The sequence below is a fragment of the Rhodococcus sp. 4CII genome (assembly GCF_014256275.1).
Taxonomy (GTDB): Bacteria; Actinomycetota; Actinomycetes; order Mycobacteriales; family Mycobacteriaceae; genus Rhodococcus_F; species Rhodococcus_F wratislaviensis_A.
In genome coordinates this window covers 1,517,217-1,541,058 of the sequence record NZ_JACCFE010000002.1, presented here as the reverse complement: position 1 = coordinate 1,541,058, position 23,842 = coordinate 1,517,217, and the positions used below count along the sequence as shown (strand labels likewise).

The following is a 23,842-nucleotide window of genomic DNA, read 5'->3' as shown; positions in this document are numbered from 1 at the left end:
GTCTGCGGTACTGTCGACACGAGTCTCTCCCCGTCGGGGTGTGCTCGCAAGCGGCGTCGATCGGAATCCATTCCCCGGCTGCAGCTGACGCGACTGTTGTCGGCCCCGCGTTCTCGCGCGAGACTGTAGCCGTACACGATCTCTCCGGACTCTCGAGGACAGCCATGGCGAACTATGAGGCCGATACGACGGGCATCGACAGTTCGACTGTGCGTGTACTGATCGAGAACGGGGAGTACTGGCTCACCAATAGAGGCGATCTCGCCATCCTCGACGTCACCGTCAGGAGACTGAGCGAACGATGGCCTGGCGCCCGGCTCGGCGTCCTGACCTACGCACCGTCCCTGTTGCGTGCGTTCGCTCCCGCTGCAGAGCCGGTCACCTATCGCCGTGGGAGCAGATGGTCGCGATCCGGACCGTGGTGGCAGGTACCTGCGTATGCGGGGCCCCAGCTGGTCGGCCCGGTGTCGGGGGGCTGGTGGGCTGCCTCCGATCGTCCACGCCGCTACGCGCGCAGGGTTCGTGACTCCTTTCGTAAATCGGTCCCGGAGCCGGACGAAACCGGGCGCATTCCGCGCATTCCGATGGCCGTCCGCGATGCCTCACTCGTGCTCGCCATGGGCGGTGGCTACATGACCGACGTGGATCCCTACCAAGCCCACCGGACCCTCGATCTGCTCGAGCGCGCGGCTGACCTGCAAATACCGACTGCGATGTGTGGTCAGGGCATCGGACCGATCACGGGTGACCACCTACTCGCGCATGCCGCGCGGGTCTTGCCGAAGGTCGACCTCATCGCGGTCCGAGAGGCAGTGCGCGGCCCCGCGCTCCTGCGGTCGCTCGGCGTATCTTCCGAGAGGATCGTGGTCACCGGCGACGACGCGGTGGAGCTGGCCTACGACATGCAATCCGATTCGATCGGGACGGACATCGGGGTATGCCTTCGGGTTGCCGGATATTCCCCGGTCACGGCAAGGGCTCAAGATGTCGTCGGCCGCGTGGTCAGGGGGTTCGCCGGTACGGTCGACGCTGGTCTCGTCCCGCTGATCGTCTCGGAATACGAGGCCGAGGATCGTCGTTCGACGATGCCGCTGGTGGACGGGTTCCCGGTCGTGAGACCCACGTTGGGACGCTTCGCCACTGCCCGAGATCTGGTGTCCGAAGTGGCCCGGTGTCGTGTGCTCGTCACCGGTGCATACCACGTTGCCGTTTTCGCTCTCGCCCAAGGAATTCCGGTTGTGGGATTGTCTACGTCACGCTATTACGACGACAAACTCGGTGGTCTGAGCGGGATGTTCCCAGGCGGCGTCGAGTTGGTACAGCTCGCCGAGGACGGGCTCGACGAACGACTCACGCGTGCGATTCACCGTCTGTGGCGGGCGGCTCCGGATATGCGTCCCGAGCTGCGTGCGGCGGCACGCGCGCAGGTGTGCGCGAGTAGGGGGGCGTTCGAGCGCGTGTTCACCCTCCTGGAGTCGGAACAACCGCACCGGACAACGGAACAATAACGCGCCGTTCGTGTTCCGGTCGAATCACGCGCTACCGAATGCGGTGGACAGGGTGCGTCAATGTTGGATGTCGTGATGTGGTTCCTTCATGGTCGTAGTGAGCGCCCACATATCCGACGTGATTGCCCACATGTCGTGATCTCTACGGTGACCGCCGACGTCGAGGAAGCTGGCAATTGTGCCCTCACGTCTCATGCCCATGCGCTGAGCCCGCTTCGCGGCCGGAGCGTTGTCCACACAGATGGGCGCGGTGACTCGGCGTAGACCCAATGTGTCGATCGCGTAGTCCGCGAGTAGCGCGCCCACGACTGCGCAAACGCCTCTGCCGGTCACCTGTGCGTCGAGCCAGATCCCTAACTCCGCGGTCTTGGTGCGCATGTCGATGCGCTCGAGATTGCATTGCCCCGCGAATCGCCCGTCGACCTCGACTACCAATGGCAGCGAGAGTCCGGCGCGGGCGGCTTTTCGTGACTGCAGGCACTCGTCCACCCATATCGTCTCGGTGTGGCGCTCAGGCCAACTCAGTGCAGAACTGACCCAGTACGGCTCGATCAGATGCTGATCCCGCAGCCGAATTTCCCGCCAGGCGGTTGCGTCGGAAAGCCGCGGGGACCGGAGCGCCACCTCGTGCCCGGCGACGACTGTCGGGCCGAGGCGTAAGGCCGGGGCCCGGCGTGGAACATGAATCCGGCGAAGCGGCCGGAGGTGGAACCTGACGGCCGCGACGACTGCAACTCTTGTTCTCGGAAGATCCAACGACCTCACCTCTGGCCGTCGATGTTACTCGGCTCCAGGCTTCCAAACACCAAATATGGAAAGTCCGCCAAAACCATACCGCAAGTCCTCATTGATGTTGTAAATTAATCCCCAGGTCGGGAATCGTTAAGTCGACACTTCGGGTCGGCACCGTGGGTTGGACGTTTGTGTGCCGAGTCGGCCGACATCACAGCGGGGATGCGCGATTCTCCGCAACCGGTTGGTGGGAGGGACACGTGACCAGCACATTGAACGTTCAGATCGAGCGTATTTGGCGCCGTCGTGTGTTGGTCCTCGTCATCACGGCGCTGGCGGTCCTCGGAGCAGTCGCAGCGGTGAAGGAGGCCGGGGCCAGCTATACGGGCAGGGCGGCGCTGATCGTCTCCTCACCGGGCCGGGCTCCCGAGCAGGACGCAATTCTCGTGGTGGGGTACGTCGACTATTTCAACAACGGGCCCTACCAGGAGCGTATCCGGGCGCAAGCAGGTGTTCCCGACGACGTAGCCTTCGCGGCCAGCACGGCCGCCGCGAGTCCGATCATGTACATCGACGCCACGGCGAACGACCCGGAGACCGCAGCAACCGCGGCAACCGCGATGGCCGGGGCTTTCCGCGACGACGTCAACGCCGTCCGGTTTGCCGGCAGGGCAGACACCCTCGACGAGCTCAGGCAACAGCTGGACCAGCAGCGTTCGTCCCCCCAAGCAGACCCCGTCGCAATGGCACAACTGCAGGACCGGATCACTGCTATCGAACTGGACACGACAAACGAGCTGCAAGACCAGCAGCTCGCCGCAGGCGTCGCCGAGCAGAGCCCATCTCTGATACGGAACGCAGTGCTCGGGCTGTTCGGTGGCCTGATCCTCGGGTGCGTTGCAGCTCTTGCGCTGGATGCGGTGTCGAAGCGCCTCACGACCGCCGCCGACGTGCGTGGGAAGATCGGTGTGGAGACCTTGGTCGAGGTGCCACGCGGCGGGAAACCACGCGCGGAGCAGCGTCGCGAGGAGCAATTCCGACGGTTGGCAAACATTGTAGGTTTGGCCGATCTTCCCCGACCGGCAACGCTTGTGGTGACCGCGCCGCGACGTACGGAGGGGGTTGCACAGGTGGTGCGGGCAATCGCTGAGCACAGGGCGATTCAGGGTGAACGCTCCCTGATCTTGTGGGCGGATCTGCGCAGCTCCGAGCACACAACGAACGTCGACGGAGCTCCGGGCGTCGCCGATTTTCTCGCCGCCGTCAGGCGACCCGGGATCGCTGGGTTCATCCAGGAGTCGGCACCAGGCGCTGTGCCGGAAATGCCGCCCGGGACTGAGCACGGTGATCCCTACGCACTGTTCACTCGTGAGCGGTTCGGTGACCTTCTCCACCACGCGCACAATGTCGCAGACGTGGTTGTCGTCGAGGCTCCGCCGATCACGGAAGCTGCTGAGGCGCAAGTGATGTGCGCGGCAGCAGATGCGGTCGTGCTCGTCGTCGAGCGGGGCACCACGCGCGTCCCCGAAACGGTGGAGGCGTGCCGGCTGCTCGGACAGGTGGGATCGAGGTTGCTCGGCGCCGTGATCATCGATCCTCGATGCACGCCACGCAGTGTGCCGACCCCTTCACCGGACGAGTCAGCCTACTCGGACGACTTGGACACGGTCGACCTGGTCAAGGTCCGCGAGTCCGCTTCGGATCAGACCGCGCATTCGTGACCTGACGACGATGAGCAGTACTCCGCACCTCGCCGACCCCACCAACGTTTCGTCCACGGGTGGATCGGTCTCCCGATGGATGCCGGGCGTCGCGTTTCCCGTGGCCGTGCTCGTTGTGTTCGCGGCTGCGGTGAAGGTACCGACTCACTTCGGTGTGCTTCTCCTGCTCGGCGCCGTGGGCAGCGCTCTCGTCTTCGCCGGGCTGCGCGATCCGGTGGTCGCTGTGCTTCTGCTGCTGGTCACCACGTTTCTCCGGGTGGCTACACCCAGCATCCTGCCGGTGGATCCCTTCGTCCTGGCGTATCTCGGGGTGGTGGGCGCCTGGGCGATCTGGATCGCCCGGGGGGCCGACCGCGCGCCGCGTCTGGGCGCAATCGAGTGTGCAATGGTTCTCTACGTCACATGGAACATGATCTCGATGTTCTCTTCGCACCCCTACGGCTCAGTGATCCCACTCTCCGGCGCAGAACTCTCCGTGCCGCGATTCGTGCTGACCGGCGCCATCATTCCGTTCACGGTATTCGTCGTGGGGCGGGCCACGTTCGACCGGGTGTCCGCAGTCCGGCTACTTCTGTGGACGATTCTGACGCTGGGGGCCTACTCGGCGGCGGTGAGCATCCTGCAATTTCATGGTCCGACTGCGCTCGTGTGGCCCCGCTACATAGTCGAGTCCCCGAGCTGGGAGGGGCGGGCCGTCGGCATCTTCGACCAGCCTGTGGTCAACGGCGTGGTGTTGATCCTCGCTTTCATCGTGGCACTCCTCCTGGCCGCAACACGGAGCGAACCCCGGTGGAGCAGGATACTGGCCACCGCTATCGCGGTAGCGTCCGCTTACGGCGTCTATCTGACCCACACGCGAGTCGTCTGGCTGGCATTCGCTGTCGTCGTGTTGATAGGAGCGGTGTCTGCCAGGGGATTTCGAACGGGATTTGTCACGACAGGTGCGGTCGCCGCGGCCGCCGTGACCGTCAAATGGTCGGCCTTCACCAGCAGCGATCGTTCCGCGGGCGGCGTCGGCTCACCCGACGAATTGCAGGATCGGCTCAATACTGCGAAGACGGCGATCTGGGCGATCCAGGAGAAACCGTTGGCAGGATGGGGGATCGGGCGCTTCACCGCGATGAACACGTACCATCACCAGCGGTGGGCACCCGATGTTCCGTGGATTCGCGGCTTCGGAATCGCGTCCCACTTCAACGAGCTCGGCATCGCGGCGGAGCTGGGACTGATCGGGTTGACGTTGTGGCTCGCCGTGCTTTTTCTCTTGGCCCGCGGTCTCTTCCACTCATACCGGGTGCTGCCGGCCGACGGCCTGTGCGGAAGGCGTCTCGCGCTTGTGGCGATCATGGCCTTCATCGTGCTCGTAATCTCCGGTCTCACGGTGGACCTGCGGTTCTTCGACTTTCCTAACGCGGTCGTGATGCTGCTCGTCGGAATCACGATCGGATGGGCCGATCGATCCACTGAGGGCCATGTGACATCCGATGCGCAAGGATGCAGGTCTGTAGCGATACCGACACGGGAGCGCACGTGAACCGGCAGCGGGCCTTGTGGGCATCGACGAGCACATCTACCCGGGGCGGAGTAGCGAGCTTCGTCCGAACGATGCAAGCCACCCCGCTGTGGGAGCTGTGGAACATTCGCCATGTCAGTACCCACCGGAACGGGTCGGTCGTCACGAGGATCGGGGTGTTCGTGACGGGGCTGGGCTCGTTCGTGACCGCTCTGGTCTTCGACCGGCCGGATGTGGTTCACCTGCATACCTCCGTCGCCGGAAGCTTCATCCGAAAGGCCATCCTCACCTGGATTTGTCGAATCTTCCGGGTGCCGGTTGTGATGCACGTACACGGTTCCGATTTCCATCTGTTCTACGGCCGATCGCCGCGCCCACTGAAGGCGATCATCCGCGCGACCCTCACCAGCGCAGACGTGGTAGTGGCACTCGGCGACCGGTGGGTGGAGCGACTCGGACGGATCGCGCCGCAGGCGAAGGTCGTCTCCGTTCCCAATGCGGTGCGGCCTTGCCGTCCGGTACGGCAGCCGTCCGGAGGAGAACCGGTGCACGTTCTGTTCCTCGGTTGCGTCGGCGATCGCAAGGGGACCTTCACCCTGCTCGAAGCGTGGGCGAAGATGATCGGCGACGGAAAGGGCCGCGCGCGACTGACGATCGCCGGAGACGGTGAAGTACAGCGCGCGCGGGAGCGGGTCGAAGAGCTGTCGGTGGGTAGCACAGTCACGGTGCTCGGATGGCTCGCTCCGGATCGGGTGCCCGAATTGTTGGCAAGCGCCCAGGTCCTGGCCCTGCCATCGCGCAATGAGGGCCAGCCGATGGCGATACTCGAGGCGATGGCCCACGGCGTGTGTGTCGTCGCCAGCGCCGTGGGGGGCATTCCCGAGCTGATCGACCACCGTTGTGGGTTGCTGGTTCCGGTTGACGATGTCGAAGCACTGGCCCAAGCGTTGCGTCATGTCGTCTACGACGACGATGCCCGCACCAGGCTCGGATCCCAGGCGTTGCAGCGCATCCGATCCGAGTTCGACGTCGACGTCGTCTGGCGCCGGTTCGATGCCCTCTACCGCGAGGTGCTGCGATGACCCCCGATCGCCCACTGCGCGTGTTGTATGTGGTGCCCGACCTCCGCGTCGGTGGAGCCGAGCGTCATGTCGCGACGTTGTTCCCCCGGCTGGATCGAAAGAGGTTCGAGCCCAGCGTCATCTGCATCGGGAGTGAAGGGGAGCTTTTTCCGGCCCTGGCGGCCGGTGAAGTTCCCGCCGTGGCGTTGCGACGAACGAAGTTGCAGGTGGTCGGTGCGCTTCGCGACCTCGTGCGGGAGACGCGCAGGATCGCCCCGGACATCATGATCGTGCGCGGCTTCAACGCCGAGACCCTCGGCCGTGTCGCAGCTGTTCTGGCGCGAGTTCCCCGGACGGTCGTCTGGGTTCACAACTGTGGTGAGACCACCACGAGGAGCGTCCTTCGGCGGATCGTCGACCGCGCGCTCGGCCCGGTGACGAGTGCCTATTTCGGCGTGGCGAAATTGCAGGTTCCGTATCTGGTAGACGATCTGCACATCCCGCCGGGCAAGATCCGGATAGTCCACAACGGGGTGGATCCCGCAGCGTTCGATCCGAACGGAGACCGGGCAGCGGCCGCCGAGCTCGGGATCGGCCGGCGCGACCGGGTGGTGGGAATTCTGGCCGCGCTGCGTCCCGAGAAGGACCATGCCACGTTGTTGTGCGCGGCGCGGCTGGTCATCGACAAGCTGCCCGCCGCGAAATTCCTGGTAGTCGGCGACGGGCCGATGCGAGGCGATCTGGAACGGCTGACCGGTGAGCTGGGCATCGCCGACCGCGTCGTGTTCACCGGCTCCCGGCAGGATGTGAGGGAGCTGCTCGGAGTGATGGACGTCTTCGTCCTGAGCTCGTACAGCGTGGAATGCTTTCCGATGGCGTTGCTCGAGGCAATGGCCACCGGTCGACCGGCGGTGTGTACCGCGGTCGGCGGCGTTCCAGAAATGATTTCGGAGGGTGTGACCGGATTCCTCGTGCCCCCACGTGCGCCGACGGCGCTGGCCGAGAAACTGTTGCGAGTGTTGACGGACACCGAGAAGTCCACGGACATGGGCCTGGCAGCGCGAACCCGAGTCGAGTCCGAGTTCAGTCTGCGCGCCAGCGTAGCCGAGAGCGAACGCGCGCTCGAGGAGGTGGCGGGGCGACGCTCACGTCGTTCGACGAGGCCGATCCGGCTCAGTCTGGTGTTGGATCTGACGTTCGTCGGGGGCGTCGAGCTCCTGATGCTGGAACTGTTCCGGAATCTCGATCCGCGGGTGGTACGACCGCGCCTGATCTGCCTGCGCGAGGCGGGGCCGCTCGGCGAGGAGTTCCGGAGGGCGGGATTCGATGTCGAAGTCCTCGAACGCACGGGGCGCTACGACGTTCGAACCCTGTCACGATTGATCCGAAGCCTGCGACGCGATCACACGGACGCGGTGCTCGTTACTCATCACCATCGGGCGGCGCTGGCGCTGGGGCGAATCGCGGCACGACTCGCCGGAGTGCGTGCCAATATCGTGGCGGCCCACGACATGGACCTGACCTCCGTCGGCAAGCGCTGCCTGCCGCGGTCCACCGTGGAGACGCTGTGGCTGTCGACCGCGCTCGTCCTACTGGCCCCGCGACAGGGTGAGTACCTGCGCCGGGAAGAAGGGGTAGGACGCTTCGCCTGGCGCCGCACGCGCGAGGTGGTGATCCCGAACGGGATCGTGCTGCCACCCTTGCCGAGCAACACGGACCGTGAGCGTGCGAGGGCCGCGCTCGGTCTCGACCACCGGGACTTCATCGTCGGAATCGTCGGCCGGCTCAGCGCTCAGAAGGCGCACCAGGTGCTCTTCGAAGCGATTTCCGCTGTGGCGGAATCCGATGTCCGGGTGCGATTGGTTGTGATCGGGGGTGGCGAACGCGAGGATGAGCTACACACTCTTGCCGACGAACTCGGAATCTCCGACCGCACGCGATTCATGGGGGTGCGGCGCGATGTGCGACAACTCCTGCCGGGGCTCGACGTGTCCTGCCTGTCGTCGGTGCACGAGGGAGTGCCGATCATAGCGATCGAGTCCATGGCCGCGGGTGTGCCGCTCGTGGTCACCGATTGCGGTTGCCTGCGAGACATGGTCACCGATGGTGAACAGGGATATGTGGTGCCGGTCGGAGATGCACGTGCGATGGCGCAGCGGCTCCTCTCTTTGGCGGCGGACCCGGGACTACGCGCACGGCAGGGGCGATCCGGGCGTGCACGGGTGGAACAGCGGTACCGGATAGAAGACACGGCGCGCGGTTTCGAGCGCCTGCTCACCGAAGTTGTGGAGGTGTGATGAGTCGGCACATTCTGATTCTGGTGGAAAACCTTTCGGTACCGTTCGACCGTCGGGTGTGGCAGGAGAGCAGCGCATTGGTGGAGGCCGGCTACTGCGTCACGGTGATCTGCCCGATGGGGACGACCCAGGACATCGAGCCGGACGTCACGATCGATGGGGTCCGCATTCTCCGCTATCCGCTCCGCGCTGCGGAAGGTGGCCCGCTGGGTTATCTGCGGGAGTATGGGCTGGCGTTGTGGCACACCACCCGGCTCGCCCTTCGGGTGCGGCGTGACGATCCGGTCGACGCCGTCCACGCCTGCAATCCGCCCGATCTGCTGTTCCTCGTCGCCGCGCTGCTCCGCCCGGCCGGTACCCGGTTTGTGTTCGACCACCACGATCTGGTGCCCGAACTCTTTCTGTCCCGGTTCCCCGGTGGCGGCCCGATCCTCTATTGGGCGACGAGGTTCCTGGAGCGGCTCACATTCGCCACCGCCGACGCAGTCATCTCGACGAACGACAGCTACCGGCGGGTCGCACTCGAGCGCGGTCGTCTGGCACCGGAGCGGGTTACCGTCGTCCGGAGTGCGCCCGATCTGAGTCGGTTCGTCCGCCGGGACCCCGATCCGAATCTGAAGCGCGGCAAGCGATATCTCGCGGCATATCTGGGTGTGATGGGTCCGCAGGACGGCGTCGACTATGCGTTGCGCGCCCTCGCGCACCTGCGGGACCGCCTCGGGCGGGACGATCTCCACTGCATATTCATGGGAGCGGGAGATTCCTTCGACGACATGGTGGCCCTCAGCGAGAAGCTGGGACTCACGGACATGGTCGAATTCACCGGCCGGGTCCCCGACGAGTTCGTGCAGCGGTGTCTGTCGACTGCAGATGTCTGTCTCGCACCGGATCCACGCAATCCGTTGAACGATGTATCGACGATGAACAAGGTTGTCGAATACATGGCGATGGGTCGGCCACTCGTTTCGTTCGACCTCGTCGAATCGAGAGTGTCGGCGGGGGAGTCCGCTGTCTACGCCCCGGCCAACGACGAGGCGGTTTTCGCAGCAGGGATCGACGAGCTGTTACGGGACCCGCAGAAACGTCGCAGGATGGGCGAACTGGGCAGGGCGCGGGTGGAGCAGCAGTTGTCGTGGGACACGTCGCGCCGGGCACTCGCGGACTTCTACGCGCGGCTGTTCGCGGCCGAGCGCGTGATGCGATGAGGGACCGAATGCGGTCAGGGGTTCTCGTTCGAGAGCACGAGACCGTCGTTCGGTTGAAGGATCACCGACGTGACGGTGGCCCCGTTGTCGGTGCTCGGATCCTGGACGCCCTGAATTCGGCGAAAGGTCTTCTCGAGGTGCACTTCTCGCGGTTTGTCATCGGTATTCAGCAGGGCGATTCCGTGCTCGAAGTCGCGACGGAAGAGGCCGTGACCCAGCGACCCGACCCCGTCCGCGTACGGATCGTTGAGGGCAGCTGGCGACGGGTCGGCCATCAGCGGATGCCCGAGGTAACCCGGGCCGAGTCCGCCACCGTCCATCTCGTCGAAGTAGGCCATCTCATCGTAGTCGGCACCCATCGGGGCCCAGAATCCGTCCTGGAGCAACGTCGCCGCCAGAAAGTACCGGGCGCGTTGGAAATCCTGTGCCGAATGCGGTGCGGCACCCAGCTTGTCGATCGTCATCGCGAGGCCGGGTCGACGGTGGTCCCCTTCGGCGGTCAGGCTGACGTACTGCTCGATGTCGAACATGGGATTCCGGTCGGCGGTGGGGTCGGCGAATTTCTCCCACGCCCGGCCGTCCAATTGTTGCTTCAGCAGTGTCCGGTCCCCGTTCGCGACCAGGATGGCATCCGGAATTCGTTGCCGGATGATCTCTTCTGCCCGATTCACGCCGCGCTCCCAGGGGTTGCCGAGCCCGTAGATCGAATCATCCGGTTCGTCGGTTCCATCGGAATCGATGTCCCAGTGATCGCGGTCCGCGCTGTAGATCCGGTCGCCCCAGACATCGAGGAAGATGCCGTCCCACACACCCGAAGACCAGACGTCGTCCACCACCCAGTTCGCGGCGTACTCCGCAAAGATCTGGCCGTCGACCTGTGGCGCCTCATCCGTGAGGTTGGTCATGGTCGACTCCGGCCACTCGCTGACCGGCGCGCCATCCTTTGTGTGCGCCAGCCATGGTTCCGGGAACGCACTGTCGCCGTTCCGGCCGAACTGCCACAGCGCGTATCGGTTGGCCCAGTACGCCGCCGTCCCGAGTTGATCAGGATGGTCGACCACGTTCACGTAGGCGAGCAACCGGAGGCGAGGATTGGCGCGACGGAGCTCGTCGAAGTATGCGCGCGGCTTTCGATTCGCCCATTCGTTGTCGATCACCACCACGTCATATCGAGCAAGCTCCTCGACGGGCGGAAGATCCTGCTGATTCAGGAAATAGGTTGCAGTCCTCGGGAAGGTCAGGGAGTTCGGATCGGCGGTGGCGGTCGCGGGACGCTCTTCCACGGGCGCAGCGCACGCGGCGATCAGTCCAACGGCCGTAACGACCGTCGTCAGGGCGAACCGGAGGCGGCCGAAACGCCGCGAGGCGAGAGTGCCGGACACCGAGTCAGCTTGACACGCCCGACGGCACCTTGTCACCTACCGCACGGTCACCTGCCGCACGACGCTCTCATACCCGCATGGAGTGCGCGGTGAGTCAATTTCTTTGGCGCGTGCGCCGATTGCGGTCGATGAGCACTCGCGAGGTGGCTTGGCGTGCGAGTCGAGCCGCCCGGAGTATGCTTCCGCAGGGCGGGCACGGTGCGATGAGTGACGCGGACGTGTTCGGCACACCCGAGGCGGACTGGGACGCCGCGTTGGCGCGATTCCGGGAATGCGTCGGCAGGCCCGCGCTTCTGGACCGCGACCGGGCGGCCGTCATCGCGCGGGAACATCCGGCCGGGGCCGGGCAGGTGATCGCGGCTGCCGAGCGCGTCGCGGGTCGGCGATTTGCCTACTTCGGGTACCCGGAAGTGACTCTGCCGGAGCCGATCGACTGGCATTACGACCCGCATTCGAATGTCGGCTGGCCTGTCGTGCCCGCATCCCAAATCGACCACCGCACCGCGAAGGGTGATCCGAAGTGGATCTGGGAGCTCAACAGACTCCAGCATCTGCCCTGGCTCGCCGAGGCGTGGTTGTTCACCGGTGACGAGCGTTTCGCTGACGAGGCGTTTCGTCAACTCGACTCGTGGATCGAGCAGAATCCACCGGGCATCGGCATCGGATGGCGTGGTGCCTTCGAGGCGGGGATCCGCTCGATCTCCGTCGCGGTGGCACTCCAGGGTCTACGGGATTCGCCGGCGTTGACAACCGCGCGGTTTCGGGCCGTCGTCCGTGTGCTGGCCGAGTCTGCCCGTCGCTGCTGGGACGAGCGTTCACGGTTCAGCTCGGCGAACAACCACCTCGTCGGGGAAATGGCCGGCCTGGCCACAATCGCAATTCTTCTGCCGGACCTGGCCAGGGCCGTGTCCTGGGAGAGGGACGCGATTCGCGTGTTGTCAGCCGAGGCCACCCGTCAGATCCTGCCCGACGGCGCGGGCGCCGAGCAGGCAATGGGATACCAGATCTTCACGTCGGAACTGCTTCTCACCGTAGCCGCGTTGCTGACCCTTCGCGACGGTCGACCGCCCCCGGAATTGATCGCGGCCGTCGATCGGAGCGCGGACTTCATCGCCGCACTCGTCGGTGATCGTGACCCGGCGCCACGCTACGGCGACGACGACGAGGGCTTCGCGCTCCGGCTCGGCGCCGAGCCGTTGCGCACGGTCCGAGATCATCTCGGCACTGTCGGCGCGATGACCGGAAATATCGCAGCGTGGCGGGTGGGCCGCCCGACGCTGTCGGCGGCCTGGATGAACTACGCTCGCACAGAATCTCTTTCCGGGTCGGGAGCCGTCCCGGACCCCGGTTCCCGTGGCTTCTTCGCCCCGCACGGCGGGCTCGTCGTGCTCCGCGCGGGAGCTCGTCGGCTGACTGCCGACGTCGGCCCACTGGGGTACCTGTCGCTGGCGGCACACGGGCATGCCGACGCCCTCTCGGTGACGCTGAGCATCGACGGCGAGGACGTGATCGGCGATCCCGGTACCGGCAGTTACTACCGGCACCCCGACTGGCGCGTCGCTCATCGGGGCACTCGCGCTCACGCCACCGTGTGTGTCGACGGACTGGACCAGTCGGTGGTCGGCGGGCCGTTTCTGTGGACCGAGCACGCCCGGGTGCGGGTCCGGTCGGTCGACCTCGAGCGCGGTGTCGTCGATGCCCAACACAGCGGCTACCGTCGGCTCTCGAAGCCGGTGGTGCATCGAAGGTGGGTCGTCGCGCCGCCCGATCGCCGCAGCGTCCTGGTGGTCGATCTCGTCGTCGGCCGGGGACGCCACGAGGTGCGCACGTCGTGGCCGCTGTCGCCGTCGCTGGACGTTACTCCGGTCGCGGCGGGTCACCTGGCCAGCCGCAATGGGGAGCCGGTGCTCCAGCTGATCCACGCCGCCAGTGGTGAGCTGATCCCGTACGAGGTGCGCGGTGACGCCGAACTCGGCCTCGGATGGTGGTCGTACCGGCTCGAATCGAGAGAGCCGTCGTGGTTGGTCGGTGGGTACTGCACGGGCGGCGTGCCGGCTGTGGTCGCTACTGTGCTCAACCCGCTGGACGAGCGCCTCGCATGGGCTGAAGACCTCACCGTTGCGGTTCGCGACGGGTGCCTCGTGGCGAGATGGCGGGACAGGGACGCTGAAAATCGAGTAACAATCAACTGCTCGATGGGAACCATGGCGAAAAACGGGGACGTAGTATGGAAGACGTACCACTAGCAAACCTCAAGACCCCTACTGGTTTGGCGGTTGTCATGAGCGCGACCGAATTGCATCTGCGTCCATCCGCGCGGCGGATGACCCTGAGCGTCTTCGGGCTGGGCTATGTCGGATGTGTTTCGGCGGCATGCCTGGCGTCCCGGGGTTTCCGGGTGGTCGGGGTCGACGTCAATTCCGCGAAGATCGAGTTTCTGCGCCGGGGCCAGACCCCGGTCTTCGAGGAGCGGATCGGCCAACTGATCTCCGAGGTTGTGGAATCCGGGCTGCTCACCGTCAGCGAGGATCCCGCCCGCGCCGTCCTCTCGAGCGACGTCACGATCGTCTGCGTCGGCACCCCGTCAGCACCGGGGGGTGGACTGACCACCCGCTATCTCGAGCGCGCGACCGACGAGATCGGCGCCGCGCTGGCGACGAAGGACACCTTCCACGTCGTCGTCTACCGCAGCACCATGGTCCCGGGTACCTGCGAGGAGATACTGATTCCGCGCCTGGAAAGAGCGTCGGGCAAGCGTGTCGGTGTCGACTTCGGCGTCTGCGTCAACCCGGAATTCCTGCGCGAAGGCAGCAGCGTGCGCGATTTCCTCAATCCGCCCAAGACGGTGGTCGGGGAAAGTGACGAGCGCAGCGGCCGGCTGGTCACAAGCCTGTACGACGGGCTCGGTGGACCGCGGTTCCGTGTCCCGATTCCGGTCGCCGAGATGATCAAGTACGTCGACAACAGTTTCCACGCTCTGAAAGTGGGGTTCGGCAACGAAATCGGAGCCATCTGTGCATCTCTGGGGCTCGACTCGCACGCCGTGATGGACATCTTCCTCGCCGACACGAAACTCAATCTCAGTGCCGCCTATCTGCGTCCGGGATTTGCGTTCGGCGGTTCCTGTCTGCCGAAGGACGTGCGCGCGCTGATGCACACTGCACGAATTCACGACGTAGAAGTGCCGGTGCTGGCGAATGTGCTGGTGTCGAACGAGATGCATCTTCGACGGGCAGTGGACCAGGTGATCGCGCTGGGTAAGCGCAGGATCGGCATCTTCGGTCTGTCGTTCAAGCCCGGCACGGACGATCTGCGCGAGAGCCCGATGGTCGACTTGGCGGAACGGCTCATCGGCAAGGGCTACGACGTCAAGATCTGCGATGCCAATGTCGCACTGTCCAGGCTGTTGGGGGCGAACCGCGACTTCATCGAAGAACTGCTACCACACATCGGTCAGGTTCTCACCGATGATGTCGATGCCGTTCTCGACCACGCGGAGGTACTCATCGCAGGGTCCCGGGAGCCCTCGGTGGTGGCGGCGGTCGACCGGGCGGGCGCACAGCACACGGTCGTCGACCTCGTCCGGCTCCCGGGCGCCGAGGAGCGGCGCCGGCGCGAAGGTTACGTGGGTTTGGGGTGGTGACGGTGAGCGTATCGCAACCCCGCCCCGCCTTCAGTTTCCTGACCACCGCCTACCGAACCGAACAGTATCTGGCACAGTCGATCGAGTCGGTGTGCGGCCAGACCCGCACGGACTGGGAGTTGATCGTCGTCGACAACGGGCACTCCGACGACATCGCGAGGATAGTCCGCTCCTTCGCATCCGACAGCCGAATCAGACTGATACGTCAGGAGAATCGCGGATACGAGGGCGGTGTGTCGGCTGCGGCGGCTCTGGCGCGCGGACAGTACTTCTGTGTGCTCGACAGCGACGATCTGCTGATGCCGGACTTCTGTGCCCGAATGGGGGCGGTGCTCGCCGCGGACAGGGCCGTCGACGCGGTCGGCTGTGACGCTTTCCTATTCGACGATCACGGTGGCGCTTCCAAGGGGTACCTACGCTCGATCGGCATCAGGGGGCGACCCCACCCCGGACACCGTCTGGCGTTGACCGAGATGCTCGCGGGGTACATCCCCTACTATACGGGCGCGGTTCGACGGGAGGCGTGGAGCGCGGTGGGTGGGTACGACCGTGCGGCAGAGGAAGTCGAGGCAGATGTCGTCATGTGGCTGAGGCTCGTCGAATCCGGATTCGACGTGCGCATGCTCCCCGAACGCCTCGCTCGCTGCCGCGTCCGGAAGGACTCGGTGTCGCGCGACCCCGCGGGGGTCGAGGCGTTCGAGCGGCGCATTCAGCGGTCGTTCCAGACGGTGGCCCGCTCCACGAGGCGGGCCGAGGACCTGGACGCCTTACAGAGCAACCTGCGGCGGTTACGGTATCGCCAGGCGATGCGGCGGGCACGATGGTCGCTACTCGAAGGGAATCCGGCCGCGGCGCGTGTCGAGGCGAAAGCGGCGTTCGCGCAGCGGCACACGCTCCGCGCTGGCTTGGTAACCTGCTCACTGGCGCTCTTTCCCGAGACGATGCGCAGGCTGCATCCGGTCAAGCACCGGATCACCGTCGCACTCGGACAGACGACCGGTCGGCGCCGCGAGCCCGCGAGTCGGCCGTGAACGAAGGCGGCGCAGTGGATTCGTCGACACCCGGGCGCGCCCCGGAGGGCGGTGACTCGGAATCTGCACCGGCGCCCGAGACCCCCTCGGTCGGCACACTGAGTGGCATCCTGCGCCGCGGAGCCGCCATGGCCGCGGCGGGTCTGCTGATCGTCCAGAGTGTGACGTTCGTGCAGACGTTGGTGCTGGCGCGGTTGCTGAGCCCCGAGATCGTCGGCGTGTTCGCGGCGGGCACCGTAATGACCACCTTCCTGGTGGTCGTCACCCACGGCACGTTGGCCCAGGCACTCGTTCAGCGTGAGCACGACGTCGAGGATGCAGCCACCACCGTGTTCTGGGTCACTCTCGGGACCGGGCTCCTCATGAGCCTGGTCATGTTGGCGGTATCTCCGATCATCGGACGCGTATTCAGCAGCCACGCGGTGGGGACGGTGGCCGCTGTCATGTCGGGTTCGATGTTCTTGATCGCGATCACATGCGTTCCGGATGCCTTAATGCAGCGCCGTTTTCAGTTCAAGCGCCGGATCATCGTCGATCCCGCCGTGGGCATCACGTTCGCGGTGGGTTCCATAGTTTTCGCCGCCCTGGGGTACGGCGTCTGGTCCCTTGTGATCGGATCGTATGCGTCGATGCTCGTCTGGATCGTCGCGAGCTGGTGGCTGTCGAGATGGCATCCGTTCGGTGGGCGGTTCTCGTTTCGGATCTGGCGCGAGATGGCAATCTTCTCCTTTCCTCTGCTGCTCGACGGCGCCGCAGCCCGCGCACAGGAGGTCGTCGAACTGACGATCATCGGCCGCGGGCTGAGCGAGGCCGCGCTCGGCAACTACCGGTACGGCCGCAGGATCGCGTTGCTCCCCGGCATGGCGATCGTCCAGGTCTGCTCGTATGTGCTTTTTCCCGCGTTCGCCCGCATCTCCTCCGACTCGCAGCGGTTCAAGGATGCCTTCCTCCGTGCCCTGAGCTGGATCTGGCGGGTGGCGATGCCGGCCGGGGCGGTGATGGTCGCTGTCGGTGAACCCGCCGTCGTGGTGCTGCTCGGCGAACCCTGGCGCGGCGCGGGTGTGGCGGTGGCATCGATGGCGGGCATCGGACTCGGCGTGGCGATGAACTCGGTGAGTGCGGAGGCGATGAAGGGCGCCGGCCGATCCAGTCGAATGAATTGGATGACCGCAGCCGGCCTGCTGACCGGAGTTCCCTTGCTGTTGCTGTTGCTCCCTCTCGGTCTCGCCGGGGTCGGTCTCGCGGTGTCGGGCGCTGCGATCGTCGTGGGAATCACGGGGCTCGGACTCGCGCGATCGGTGGTCGGGGCGTCGGGTGGTGAGATAGCCCGGGTGATGGTCCCACCGATCATCGCGTCGCTGGCGGCGTTCGCGCTGATCGCGCCGCTCGAACGGTACGTGGTGCACTCGGACCAGCGGTCGATCGCGGTGGGACTCGCGTCGATAGCCCTGGAGTGTGTGGCGTTCCTGATCGCCTACCTCCTGTCCCTACGGCTGGTCGCACCATCCGCCTTCGCCGAGATGCGGGAGGCCGTCCACATGATTGCCGGCCGAGTCGTAGGAGGAGAACGCTAGGTGCGCAGACGAGCTCGATGGCCGCGCTGGACGTTCGTCCTCGTGGTTGCCGCTGTCCTCGGCGCGACGGCAGCGAGTGTGCCGACATATGTCGAGCCGCAACTCGACAAGCTGCACCGGGCGGACGCGATCCTCGTCCTCGGCGGTCCCAGCCACGAGCGCTACACCTACGGACTCGACCTCGCCCACGAGGGACTTGCCGGGCGTGTGCTGCTGTCCGATCCCAGCGGGGGATCCGACGAGTGGCTCGATCGACTCTGCGGAAAGCGGTTCACATTTTCCGTCGTCTGCTTCGATCCCGACCCCGCGACCACAGCCGGGGAAGCGAAGACATTCCGCGATTTCGCGATCGCTGGGGGATGGAACAGCGTCATCGTCGTCACGTTCACTCCGCATGTTTCACGGGCTCGATATACCATCCAGCGCTGTTTTGGCGGGGAAGTCATGATGGCGGCCAGCCCGGCGAACATCTCTGCCGCCGACTGGGTGTGGCAGAGCGGCTATCAGACGGCGGGGTACGTGCGGAGTCTGTTCCAGCAAGGCTGCTGAGGTCCACGAGTGAGCGCACGATCGGCATTCAGCCCGTCCCCGTCGGGAATGTCCACCACCCATTTGCCGGTCAACTGTGGAAGCTGTGTCTGCACTTCCTCGGCCAGGTCTGCGACCGTCAGGAGTACGAGGTCGGGGTCGGCCGCGACCAACTCGGTAGGGGAGATGATCGGAACGTTCGTGCCCGGCATACGGCGCCCCTGCTTGGCTGGGGATGCGTCGGCCACGGCCCCCACCAGTCGCCGATCGATACCGGCCCGGCCGAACAACGCGACGGCGCGCGATGCCGCGCCGTACGCGTAGACGCGCCGACCGTGACCGGCCATCGCGTCGAGCCAGTCGTGCAGCGCCCGGGCGTGGTCGTCCGCGGCATGCTGCAGCCGGCCGAGGGTGCGGGGCGTGCACACGCCGAGTTCGTTCTCGGCCGCGAGGATTCTCCGCACGGCAGGGGAGGTGTCGGACCGGATACCGTGCCGTGCGGCGACCAAGACGGTCCCGCCGTACAGGTCGAACTCCCACGCGGACGACAAGCTCATCCCGACGTCGCCGAGCAGGCGCTGCAGGGCCGTCAGTGAGTAGTACGCGTAGTGGCCGTGTCGCAGCGCGTTCCACTGTCCGTGTGTGACTATCGCAGCGAGAGAGTGGAATTGGACAAGGAGGACACCGTCGCTCGCCGTGGAGTCGGCACGGTGCCGCAGTGCCGTCCGCTGGTGGACTTCGTGCATGAGGCCGAAGCAGTCGAGCACCACCGAGGCCGGCTTCCCCGGGGGCGGCGGGCAGAATCCCCGCGCGGCGAGCAGACCGAGCCAGCTACCCCCGTGCGGGCTGCCGAACTCGAGTACGGTGTCGCCGTCCAGGAAACCCGACACCGCGACCGTCCGAACGGCGTCGGCGGCCTGGTTCCGCAACGCCAGTGGCTCGACGCCCCGCGGCTCCTCCGGGGTCGTGTCGTCCTCCGCGAGTTGCGCGAGGCCGCACCGCAGGCACAGCTCCATAGCCAGCGGATGAGCCGACTCGCACGAGTCGATCGCCGATCGCTCGGGCGGGAAGTGGTCCGCAGCAGGCACAGCCCCGAGATCGAGTACCCGGACCGTGTCGGATCCGACGCATCCGCGGCAGATCATCGTGGCCGTCCCGACTTCCGTAAATGCCGGACCCGCCCACCGCGATGCGGCACGATGGGGAGGTGCGCGTGGAACTCACGGAACTCGACGACGTCCTGCTGTTCACTCCCGAGCCGTTCCGGGACGGGCGGGGACTCTTCACGCGGACCTTCGATGCGCAGATCTTCGACGACGCCGTCGCGAGCCGAGCGTCGACGGGCCGGGTGGTCCGTGCGGCGGACTTCGTCCAGGACTCGCAGTCGCGGTCGGTGCGCGGCGTGATCCGCGGCATGCACTGCAGATCGGGGGACGGCGAGGCCAAGCTCGTGCGTTGTGCGCGCGGAGCGATCTACGACGTGCTCGTGGATGTGCGGCGCACGTCCGCGACGTTCGGCCGGAAGCAGGCGTTCAGGCTCGACGACGACACCTTCTCGCATCTGTTCGTGCCCCGGGGATTTCTCCACGGTTTCCAGGCCCTCACCGACTGCGACGTGTGTTACCGGATCGACCGCGGGCACGATCCCACCGAGGATCTCGCCGTGGCCTACGACGACCCCAGCCTGGGGATCGAGTGGCCGCTCCCCGTGTCCGGCACGAGCCCACGCGATGCCTCGGCGGGAAGCTGGGAGGATCTGCTGCGATCTCTCTGACCGCCGGGTAGTGGCTGTGTCAGGCATGGCCGGCCCCGATTCGGAGAAACCGCAGTGACTCGTCGAGCACCCCCGACGTCCGCAGTGCCTGTAGGTGGGCCAGCCGGGTGAATCGGGTGGTGAACAGCTCGTCCGTGAGGCCCCATCGCACGTAGTTGTCGTACAGCTCGACCGCGCCGTCGGCGACGGTCCATTGCGGTGCGTATCCCTCGAATGCGGTTCTGATCGCGCTGAAGTCGACGCGGTAGGACCGCGGATCCGGTCCCGTCTCGCCGGTGAGGGCGACCGTCGAGCCCGGCACCGCTGCGGCGGCAGCTTCCGCGATCTGCGCCACCGTGACGTTGTTGGCCTCGGTTCCCACGTTGTAGGCGCGGCAGTGGATCGTGCCCGTCGGAGCGGTCAGCGCGGCGCAGAACGCGGCGGCAATGTCGCGCGCATGCACGAGGGGGCGCCACGGGGTGCCGTCGGACAGCACTCGCACCGTGCCGGTGAGCGTGGCGATGCCGACGAGGTTGTTGAGAACGATGTCGGCACGCAGTCGGGGCGAGAACCCGAACGCCGTCGCGTTCCGCAGAAAGACCGGCGAGAACCCGGAGTCGGCGATGGCGGCCACATCGTCCTCTACGCGAACCTTGCTTTCCGCATACGGGGTGAGCGGGCGGAGAGGCGCCGATTCGGTCACCAGGTCCTCGCCCGCCGATCCGTACACCGAACAGGTGGATGCGTAGAGGAAGCGTTGTACCCCAGCGGTTTTCGCAAGACGAGCCAAGCGAACCGACCCGTGATGGTTGATGTCGTAGGTGACGTCGGGGGCGAAGGACCCCAGCGGATCGTTCGACAGCGCGGCAAGGTGAATCACGGCGTCGAACCCGGCCAGGTGGGCCTCCGTCACGTCCCGTAGATCTACATCGACGGACGGGGGATCGGCAGGTGCGGGGCCGAGGAGACAGCCGGCGAACAGTCCGGAATCGAGACCGACGACATCGTGCCCCTCGGCGCGCAGCGCCGGGACCATGACCGAACCCAGGTAGCCCTGGTGTCCTGTGAGGAGCACTCTCATGTCAGGTCCTTCCGAATCGGATGGTCGTCTTCTCGAGGACGAAGGCTTCGGCGTACATTCGCCGGCACTGCACACCCCGTAGCCGGCTGACGCCGAGGAACGCTTCTTCGTCGAACCAGCCGCGGTCGAGCTGTGACGGGTAGTGCTTCAGCAGAACCCGGGCCTTTTCCTCCGCGACCGCCCGTGACAGGGGATGGAAGACGGTGGGGTGTGGAGTGTCGGTTTCCCATTTCAGGATCTCGTATCCCAGCACGAGGTGGTCCCGAAACGCGGTGGGCACGAGTTCGGCCAGTAGCCGGTGATCCTGGTGGGCGTCTCCGCGGTGAGGAGCGAACACGATGTCGGGCTCACACCGTCGCCGAAATCCCTCGAGTGCAGTCTTGATCGGTTCCCAATACGCGGGCGCGTGCCCGTCCGGAACGTCGAGTACGTCGAGTTCGACGTCGGCGCCGGGACACAGTGCGGCGAGCGCGTGCCGTTCCTCGATCTCTCGTCGGGAGTCGTTGCCCGACAGCACGAGCGCGCGCACCCGGAGTCCGGGAGACGTAGACGACATAGTCAGTAGCGTCCCGCCGATGCCGATCGCGATGTCGTCGCAGTGTGCGCCGAGAACAGCGATCTCGGCGACGTGCGGGGCGTGGAGGTCGAGCATGAGCTATGACACCGCCTCCGATTGCTCCCACACCATCCACGGATGGATGCCCTTCGAATAGTTGGCGTCGAGTTCGGCACGCTCCTTGAAGGTGTCCGCCGGCTTCCAGAAGCCCGTGTGCCGGTATCCGAACAAGCGTCCCTCGCCCGCCAGGGTCTCGCAGACGTCCGCCACCAGATCGCCGCCCGGCGGGAGTAGTTCGAAGATCTCGTCGCTGAGGACGAAGTAGCCACCGTTCTCCCAGATCGGTAATCGGCCGACCGGGATGATCTCCTTGACCTCTCCGTTTTCGGCCACGTTCACGCAGTGGAACGAGGATTGCGGCGGAACGACGAGCATCGAGGCCGCGGCACCCGATTCGTGGAACTTCGCGACCACGTCGTCGAGCGGAGCGTCGGTCAGGACGTCGGCGTAGTTCGCGAGGAAGTACTCGTCGCCGTCGAGATGCCGTCGCACGCGGCGCAGTCGCTCACCGATTGCCGATTCCAGACCCGTGTCGACGAATGTGATGGACCAATCGCTGATGTCGGAATTCAAAAGCTCGATCTTGTTGGCGTGGAGCACGAAGTCGTTGGATTCCGCTTCGCGGTAGTCGAGGAAGAATTCTTTGATGGCCTCCGCGCCGTACCCGAGGCAGAGGATGAACTCCTTGTGCCCGAAGTGGGCGTAGTAATTCATCACGTGCCACAGGAGGGGGCGAGGGCCGACCATCTGCATCGGCTTGGGGATGGCGTCGTTGCGGTCGTTCCGCATGCGCATGCCGTAACCGCCACAGAACAGGACAACTTTCATGTCGTGAGACTCCTTGCCACTCGGTCCTGCTGGAAACCGGCGCTGTGCAGGGAGGGGAGCGGGAAGACCAGCTCACCGCCCCACTCGGCGATGTAACGCAGCTGCTCGGTCAGCTCCGCCTCGAGGTTCCATGGCAGCGCGAGGACTACGTCGGGGCGATCCTTCTCGATCTGCTTCGGGTCGAGGATCGGAATCCGGGTGCCGGGCGTGAACCGGCCGTGCTTGTACGGATTCCGGTCGACCGTGTATTCGAGTAGGTCGGGACGAATTCCGCAATAATTCAGCAGGGTGTTCCCCTTGCCGGGAGCCCCGTAGCCGACGACGGTTCTGTTCTGGGCGCGGCAGTCCAGGAGGAATCTGAGCAACTGCTGACGCACGGCCCGCGCCCGCGGCTCGAGTCCGAGGTACCCGTCGACGTCATGGAGCCCGGCTACTTCCTCTCGGTGCAACACCTCGGCTACGCGGCGAGTCGGCACGCGGCCGGCAGCGTCGGGACGCGCCCAGATCCGTATCGATCCGCCGTGAGTGTCCAGCAGTTCCACGTCCACAACGGTCAGGCCTGCGGTCGCGAGCGCACGGGTCGCGGACAGCACCGTGTAGTACTGGAAGTGTTCGTGGTAAATCGTGTCGAACTGCGCGAGGCCGACGAGATTGAGCGCGTGGTGAACCTCGATGCTCAGCCATCCGTCGTCGGCGACGAGTGCGCGAAGGGCCCGAGTGAATCCGAGGAGGTCGGGAACGTGGGCGAAGACGTTGTTCGCGACCACGAGGTCCGCGGGCCCGTGTTCCGTCCGGACCTGCGCGGCGAGGTCCTCGTCGAGAAATGCCGTGAGAGTGGGGACTCCGCGTTCACGGGCCGCCGCGCCGACGTTGTGCGACGGTTCGATTCCGAGGCACCGGATCCCGGCGGCGACGCAATGTTGCAGTAGATAGCCGTCGTTGCTCGCCACCTCCACGACCGACGACGTGTCGTCGAGTCCGAGCCTGTTCACCGCCGAGTCCACGAACGCTCGCGCGTGCTCGACCCAGGAGTCGGAGAACGAAGAGTAGTAGGCATAGTCGGTGAAGGTGTCCTCCGGAGTAATCAGCGCGGGGATCTGCAGGAGCAGACAGTCTTCGCACAGCCGGAGGTGCAGCGGATAGGTGACTTCCGGAGCGTCCAGGGCCGGTCCGGTCAGAAAGAGTTCGCAGGGCGGGGTCGCGCCCAGATCCAGGATGCTGCGCATCCTGTCGGATTTGCACAGTCGGCAGAGCATGGGCAGCCTCCCTTCGCCCCGATCCCCCGGTCGCGACGCCGACTGTCGGATGCGTCACACCAGTGGTACTCGATTCATCCAACTAACCACATCCAGGTCAGGTAAACAAGACC

Annotated in this window: 19 protein-coding genes; 12 read left to right on the top strand and 7 right to left on the bottom strand. The window is 65.7% G+C overall.

The window, feature by feature from the left end; translation table 11 throughout:
- Nucleotides 1-164: 164 nt before the first annotated feature.
- The gene (locus H0B43_RS08025; protein ID WP_185728402.1) at nt 165-1,508 is read left to right on the top strand and encodes a polysaccharide pyruvyl transferase family protein; all 1,344 of its coding nucleotides are present in this window, start codon (nt 165-167) and stop codon (nt 1,506-1,508) included.
- 57 nt (nt 1,509-1,565) lie between these two features.
- Here H0B43_RS08025 and H0B43_RS08020 read toward each other — a convergent pair whose 3' ends face one another.
- Nucleotides 1,566-2,132, bottom strand: coding sequence for a GNAT family protein (locus tag H0B43_RS08020; RefSeq protein WP_312033874.1), 567 nt, complete (start codon nt 2,130-2,132; stop codon nt 1,566-1,568).
- A 368-nt stretch (nt 2,133-2,500) separates the two neighbouring features.
- Here H0B43_RS08020 and H0B43_RS08015 point away from each other — a divergent pair, with 368 nt between their 5' ends.
- The 5 genes from H0B43_RS08015 to H0B43_RS07995 all read left to right on the top strand — a co-directional run bounded on the left by H0B43_RS08015 (nt 2,501) and on the right by H0B43_RS07995 (nt 10,037).
- A complete protein-coding gene (locus H0B43_RS08015; RefSeq protein WP_185728404.1) occupies nt 2,501-3,961 on the top strand; it encodes a hypothetical protein in 1,461 nt (486 codons plus the stop codon).
- Nucleotides 3,962-3,971: 10 nt separating this feature from the next.
- Complete coding sequence (locus H0B43_RS08010; protein WP_185728405.1) at nt 3,972-5,495, top strand: O-antigen ligase; 1,524 nt, start codon at nt 3,972-3,974, stop codon at nt 5,493-5,495.
- Between the two features lie 71 nt (nt 5,496-5,566).
- Nucleotides 5,567-6,556, top strand: coding sequence for a glycosyltransferase family 4 protein (locus H0B43_RS08005; RefSeq protein ID WP_252189846.1), 990 nt, complete (start codon nt 5,567-5,569; stop codon nt 6,554-6,556).
- Nucleotides 6,553-8,832, top strand: coding sequence for a glycosyltransferase (locus H0B43_RS08000; protein WP_185728407.1), 2,280 nt, complete (start codon nt 6,553-6,555; stop codon nt 8,830-8,832). Before H0B43_RS08005 ends, H0B43_RS08000 begins: the two co-directional genes overlap by 4 nt.
- The gene (locus tag H0B43_RS07995; RefSeq protein ID WP_185728408.1) at nt 8,832-10,037 is read left to right on the top strand and encodes a glycosyltransferase family 4 protein; all 1,206 of its coding nucleotides are present in this window, start codon (nt 8,832-8,834) and stop codon (nt 10,035-10,037) included. Before H0B43_RS08000 ends, H0B43_RS07995 begins: the two co-directional genes overlap by 1 nt.
- A gap of 14 nt (nt 10,038-10,051) precedes the next feature.
- Here the strand turns inward: H0B43_RS07995 and H0B43_RS07990 are convergent, their stop codons facing one another.
- On the bottom strand, nt 10,052-11,419 hold the full coding sequence (locus tag H0B43_RS07990) for a putative glycoside hydrolase (protein WP_312033875.1): 1,368 nt from the start codon (nt 11,417-11,419) through the stop codon (nt 10,052-10,054).
- Nucleotides 11,420-11,622: 203 nt separating this feature from the next.
- Between H0B43_RS07990 and H0B43_RS07985 the strand changes: the two genes are divergently transcribed.
- The 5 genes from H0B43_RS07985 to H0B43_RS07965 are packed head-to-tail and all read left to right on the top strand — an operon-like array spanning nt 11,623 to nt 18,216.
- The gene (locus H0B43_RS07985; RefSeq protein ID WP_252189847.1) at nt 11,623-13,665 is read left to right on the top strand and encodes an alginate lyase family protein; all 2,043 of its coding nucleotides are present in this window, start codon (nt 11,623-11,625) and stop codon (nt 13,663-13,665) included.
- A gap of 35 nt (nt 13,666-13,700) precedes the next feature.
- Complete coding sequence (locus H0B43_RS07980) at nt 13,701-15,062, top strand: nucleotide sugar dehydrogenase (RefSeq protein ID WP_213015100.1); 1,362 nt, start codon at nt 13,701-13,703, stop codon at nt 15,060-15,062.
- A gap of 2 nt (nt 15,063-15,064) precedes the next feature.
- The gene (locus tag H0B43_RS07975; protein ID WP_185728410.1) at nt 15,065-16,093 is read left to right on the top strand and encodes a glycosyltransferase family A protein; all 1,029 of its coding nucleotides are present in this window, start codon (nt 15,065-15,067) and stop codon (nt 16,091-16,093) included.
- 14 nt (nt 16,094-16,107) lie between these two features.
- On the top strand, nt 16,108-17,667 hold the full coding sequence (locus H0B43_RS07970) for an oligosaccharide flippase family protein (RefSeq protein WP_312033877.1): 1,560 nt from the start codon (nt 16,108-16,110) through the stop codon (nt 17,665-17,667).
- Nucleotides 17,668-18,216, top strand: a complete 549-nt coding sequence (locus tag H0B43_RS07965) for a YdcF family protein (protein WP_312033878.1) — start codon at nt 17,668-17,670, stop codon at nt 18,214-18,216.
- On the opposite strand, the gene H0B43_RS07960 is transcribed toward H0B43_RS07965, so the two are convergent.
- Nucleotides 18,171-19,340: a transferase gene (locus tag H0B43_RS07960; RefSeq protein ID WP_185728411.1), complete on the bottom strand. Its 1,170-nt coding sequence runs from the start codon at nt 19,338-19,340 to the stop codon at nt 18,171-18,173. The two genes, H0B43_RS07965 and H0B43_RS07960, sit on opposite strands and share 46 nt — an antisense overlap.
- Nucleotides 19,341-19,402: 62 nt before the next feature.
- Here H0B43_RS07960 and H0B43_RS07955 point away from each other — a divergent pair, with 62 nt between their 5' ends.
- Nucleotides 19,403-19,969 carry a dTDP-4-dehydrorhamnose 3,5-epimerase family protein gene (locus H0B43_RS07955; protein ID WP_185728412.1) on the top strand — a complete coding sequence of 189 codons (567 nt, stop codon included), beginning with the start codon at nt 19,403-19,405 and terminating at the stop codon, nt 19,967-19,969.
- Between the two features lie 19 nt (nt 19,970-19,988).
- Here the strand turns inward: H0B43_RS07955 and H0B43_RS07950 are convergent, their stop codons facing one another.
- From H0B43_RS07950 to H0B43_RS07935, 4 genes are read right to left on the bottom strand one after another with little or no spacing between them, the layout of a single operon-like run.
- Complete coding sequence (locus tag H0B43_RS07950) at nt 19,989-21,029, bottom strand: NAD(P)-dependent oxidoreductase (RefSeq protein WP_185728413.1); 1,041 nt, start codon at nt 21,027-21,029, stop codon at nt 19,989-19,991.
- 1 nt (nt 21,030) lies between these two features.
- The gene (locus H0B43_RS07945) at nt 21,031-21,681 is read right to left on the bottom strand and encodes a PIG-L deacetylase family protein (RefSeq protein ID WP_185728414.1); all 651 of its coding nucleotides are present in this window, start codon (nt 21,679-21,681) and stop codon (nt 21,031-21,033) included.
- 3 nt (nt 21,682-21,684) lie between these two features.
- On the bottom strand, nt 21,685-22,473 hold the full coding sequence (locus H0B43_RS07940; protein WP_185728415.1) for a glucose-1-phosphate cytidylyltransferase: 789 nt from the start codon (nt 22,471-22,473) through the stop codon (nt 21,685-21,687).
- Nucleotides 22,470-23,729 (bottom strand): class I SAM-dependent methyltransferase, encoded by a 1,260-nt coding sequence (locus H0B43_RS07935; protein ID WP_185728416.1) that lies wholly within the window; start codon nt 23,727-23,729, stop codon nt 22,470-22,472. Before H0B43_RS07935 ends, H0B43_RS07940 begins: the two co-directional genes overlap by 4 nt.
- Between the last annotated feature and the right edge of the window lie 113 nt (nt 23,730-23,842).

What these genes read in the sequence shown, in the direction of transcription:
- H0B43_RS07935 (WP_185728416.1), bottom strand. Translation starts at nt 23,729, where the DNA reads ATGCTCTGCCGACTGTGCAAATCCGACAGGATGCGCAGCATCCTGGAT.
- H0B43_RS07945 (WP_185728414.1), bottom strand. Translation starts at nt 21,681, where the DNA reads ATGCTCGACCTCCACGCCCCGCACGTCGCCGAGATCGCTGTTCTCGGC.
- H0B43_RS07995 (WP_185728408.1), top strand. Translation starts at nt 8,832, where the DNA reads ATGAGTCGGCACATTCTGATTCTGGTGGAAAACCTTTCGGTACCGTTC.
- H0B43_RS07960 (WP_185728411.1), bottom strand. Translation starts at nt 19,340, where the DNA reads ATGATCTGCCGCGGATGCGTCGGATCCGACACGGTCCGGGTACTCGAT.
- H0B43_RS07940 (WP_185728415.1), bottom strand. Translation starts at nt 22,473, where the DNA reads ATGAAAGTTGTCCTGTTCTGTGGCGGTTACGGCATGCGCATGCGGAAC.
- H0B43_RS07980 (WP_213015100.1), top strand. Translation starts at nt 13,701, where the DNA reads ATGAGCGCGACCGAATTGCATCTGCGTCCATCCGCGCGGCGGATGACC.
- H0B43_RS08010 (WP_185728405.1), top strand. Translation starts at nt 3,972, where the DNA reads ATGAGCAGTACTCCGCACCTCGCCGACCCCACCAACGTTTCGTCCACG.
- H0B43_RS07950 (WP_185728413.1), bottom strand. Translation starts at nt 21,029, where the DNA reads ATGAGAGTGCTCCTCACAGGACACCAGGGCTACCTGGGTTCGGTCATG.
- H0B43_RS08025 (WP_185728402.1), top strand. Translation starts at nt 165, where the DNA reads ATGGCGAACTATGAGGCCGATACGACGGGCATCGACAGTTCGACTGTG.
- H0B43_RS07985 (WP_252189847.1), top strand. Translation starts at nt 11,623, where the DNA reads ATGAGTGACGCGGACGTGTTCGGCACACCCGAGGCGGACTGGGACGCC.
- H0B43_RS08005 (WP_252189846.1), top strand. Translation starts at nt 5,567, where the DNA reads ATGCAAGCCACCCCGCTGTGGGAGCTGTGGAACATTCGCCATGTCAGT.
- H0B43_RS08000 (WP_185728407.1), top strand. Translation starts at nt 6,553, where the DNA reads ATGACCCCCGATCGCCCACTGCGCGTGTTGTATGTGGTGCCCGACCTC.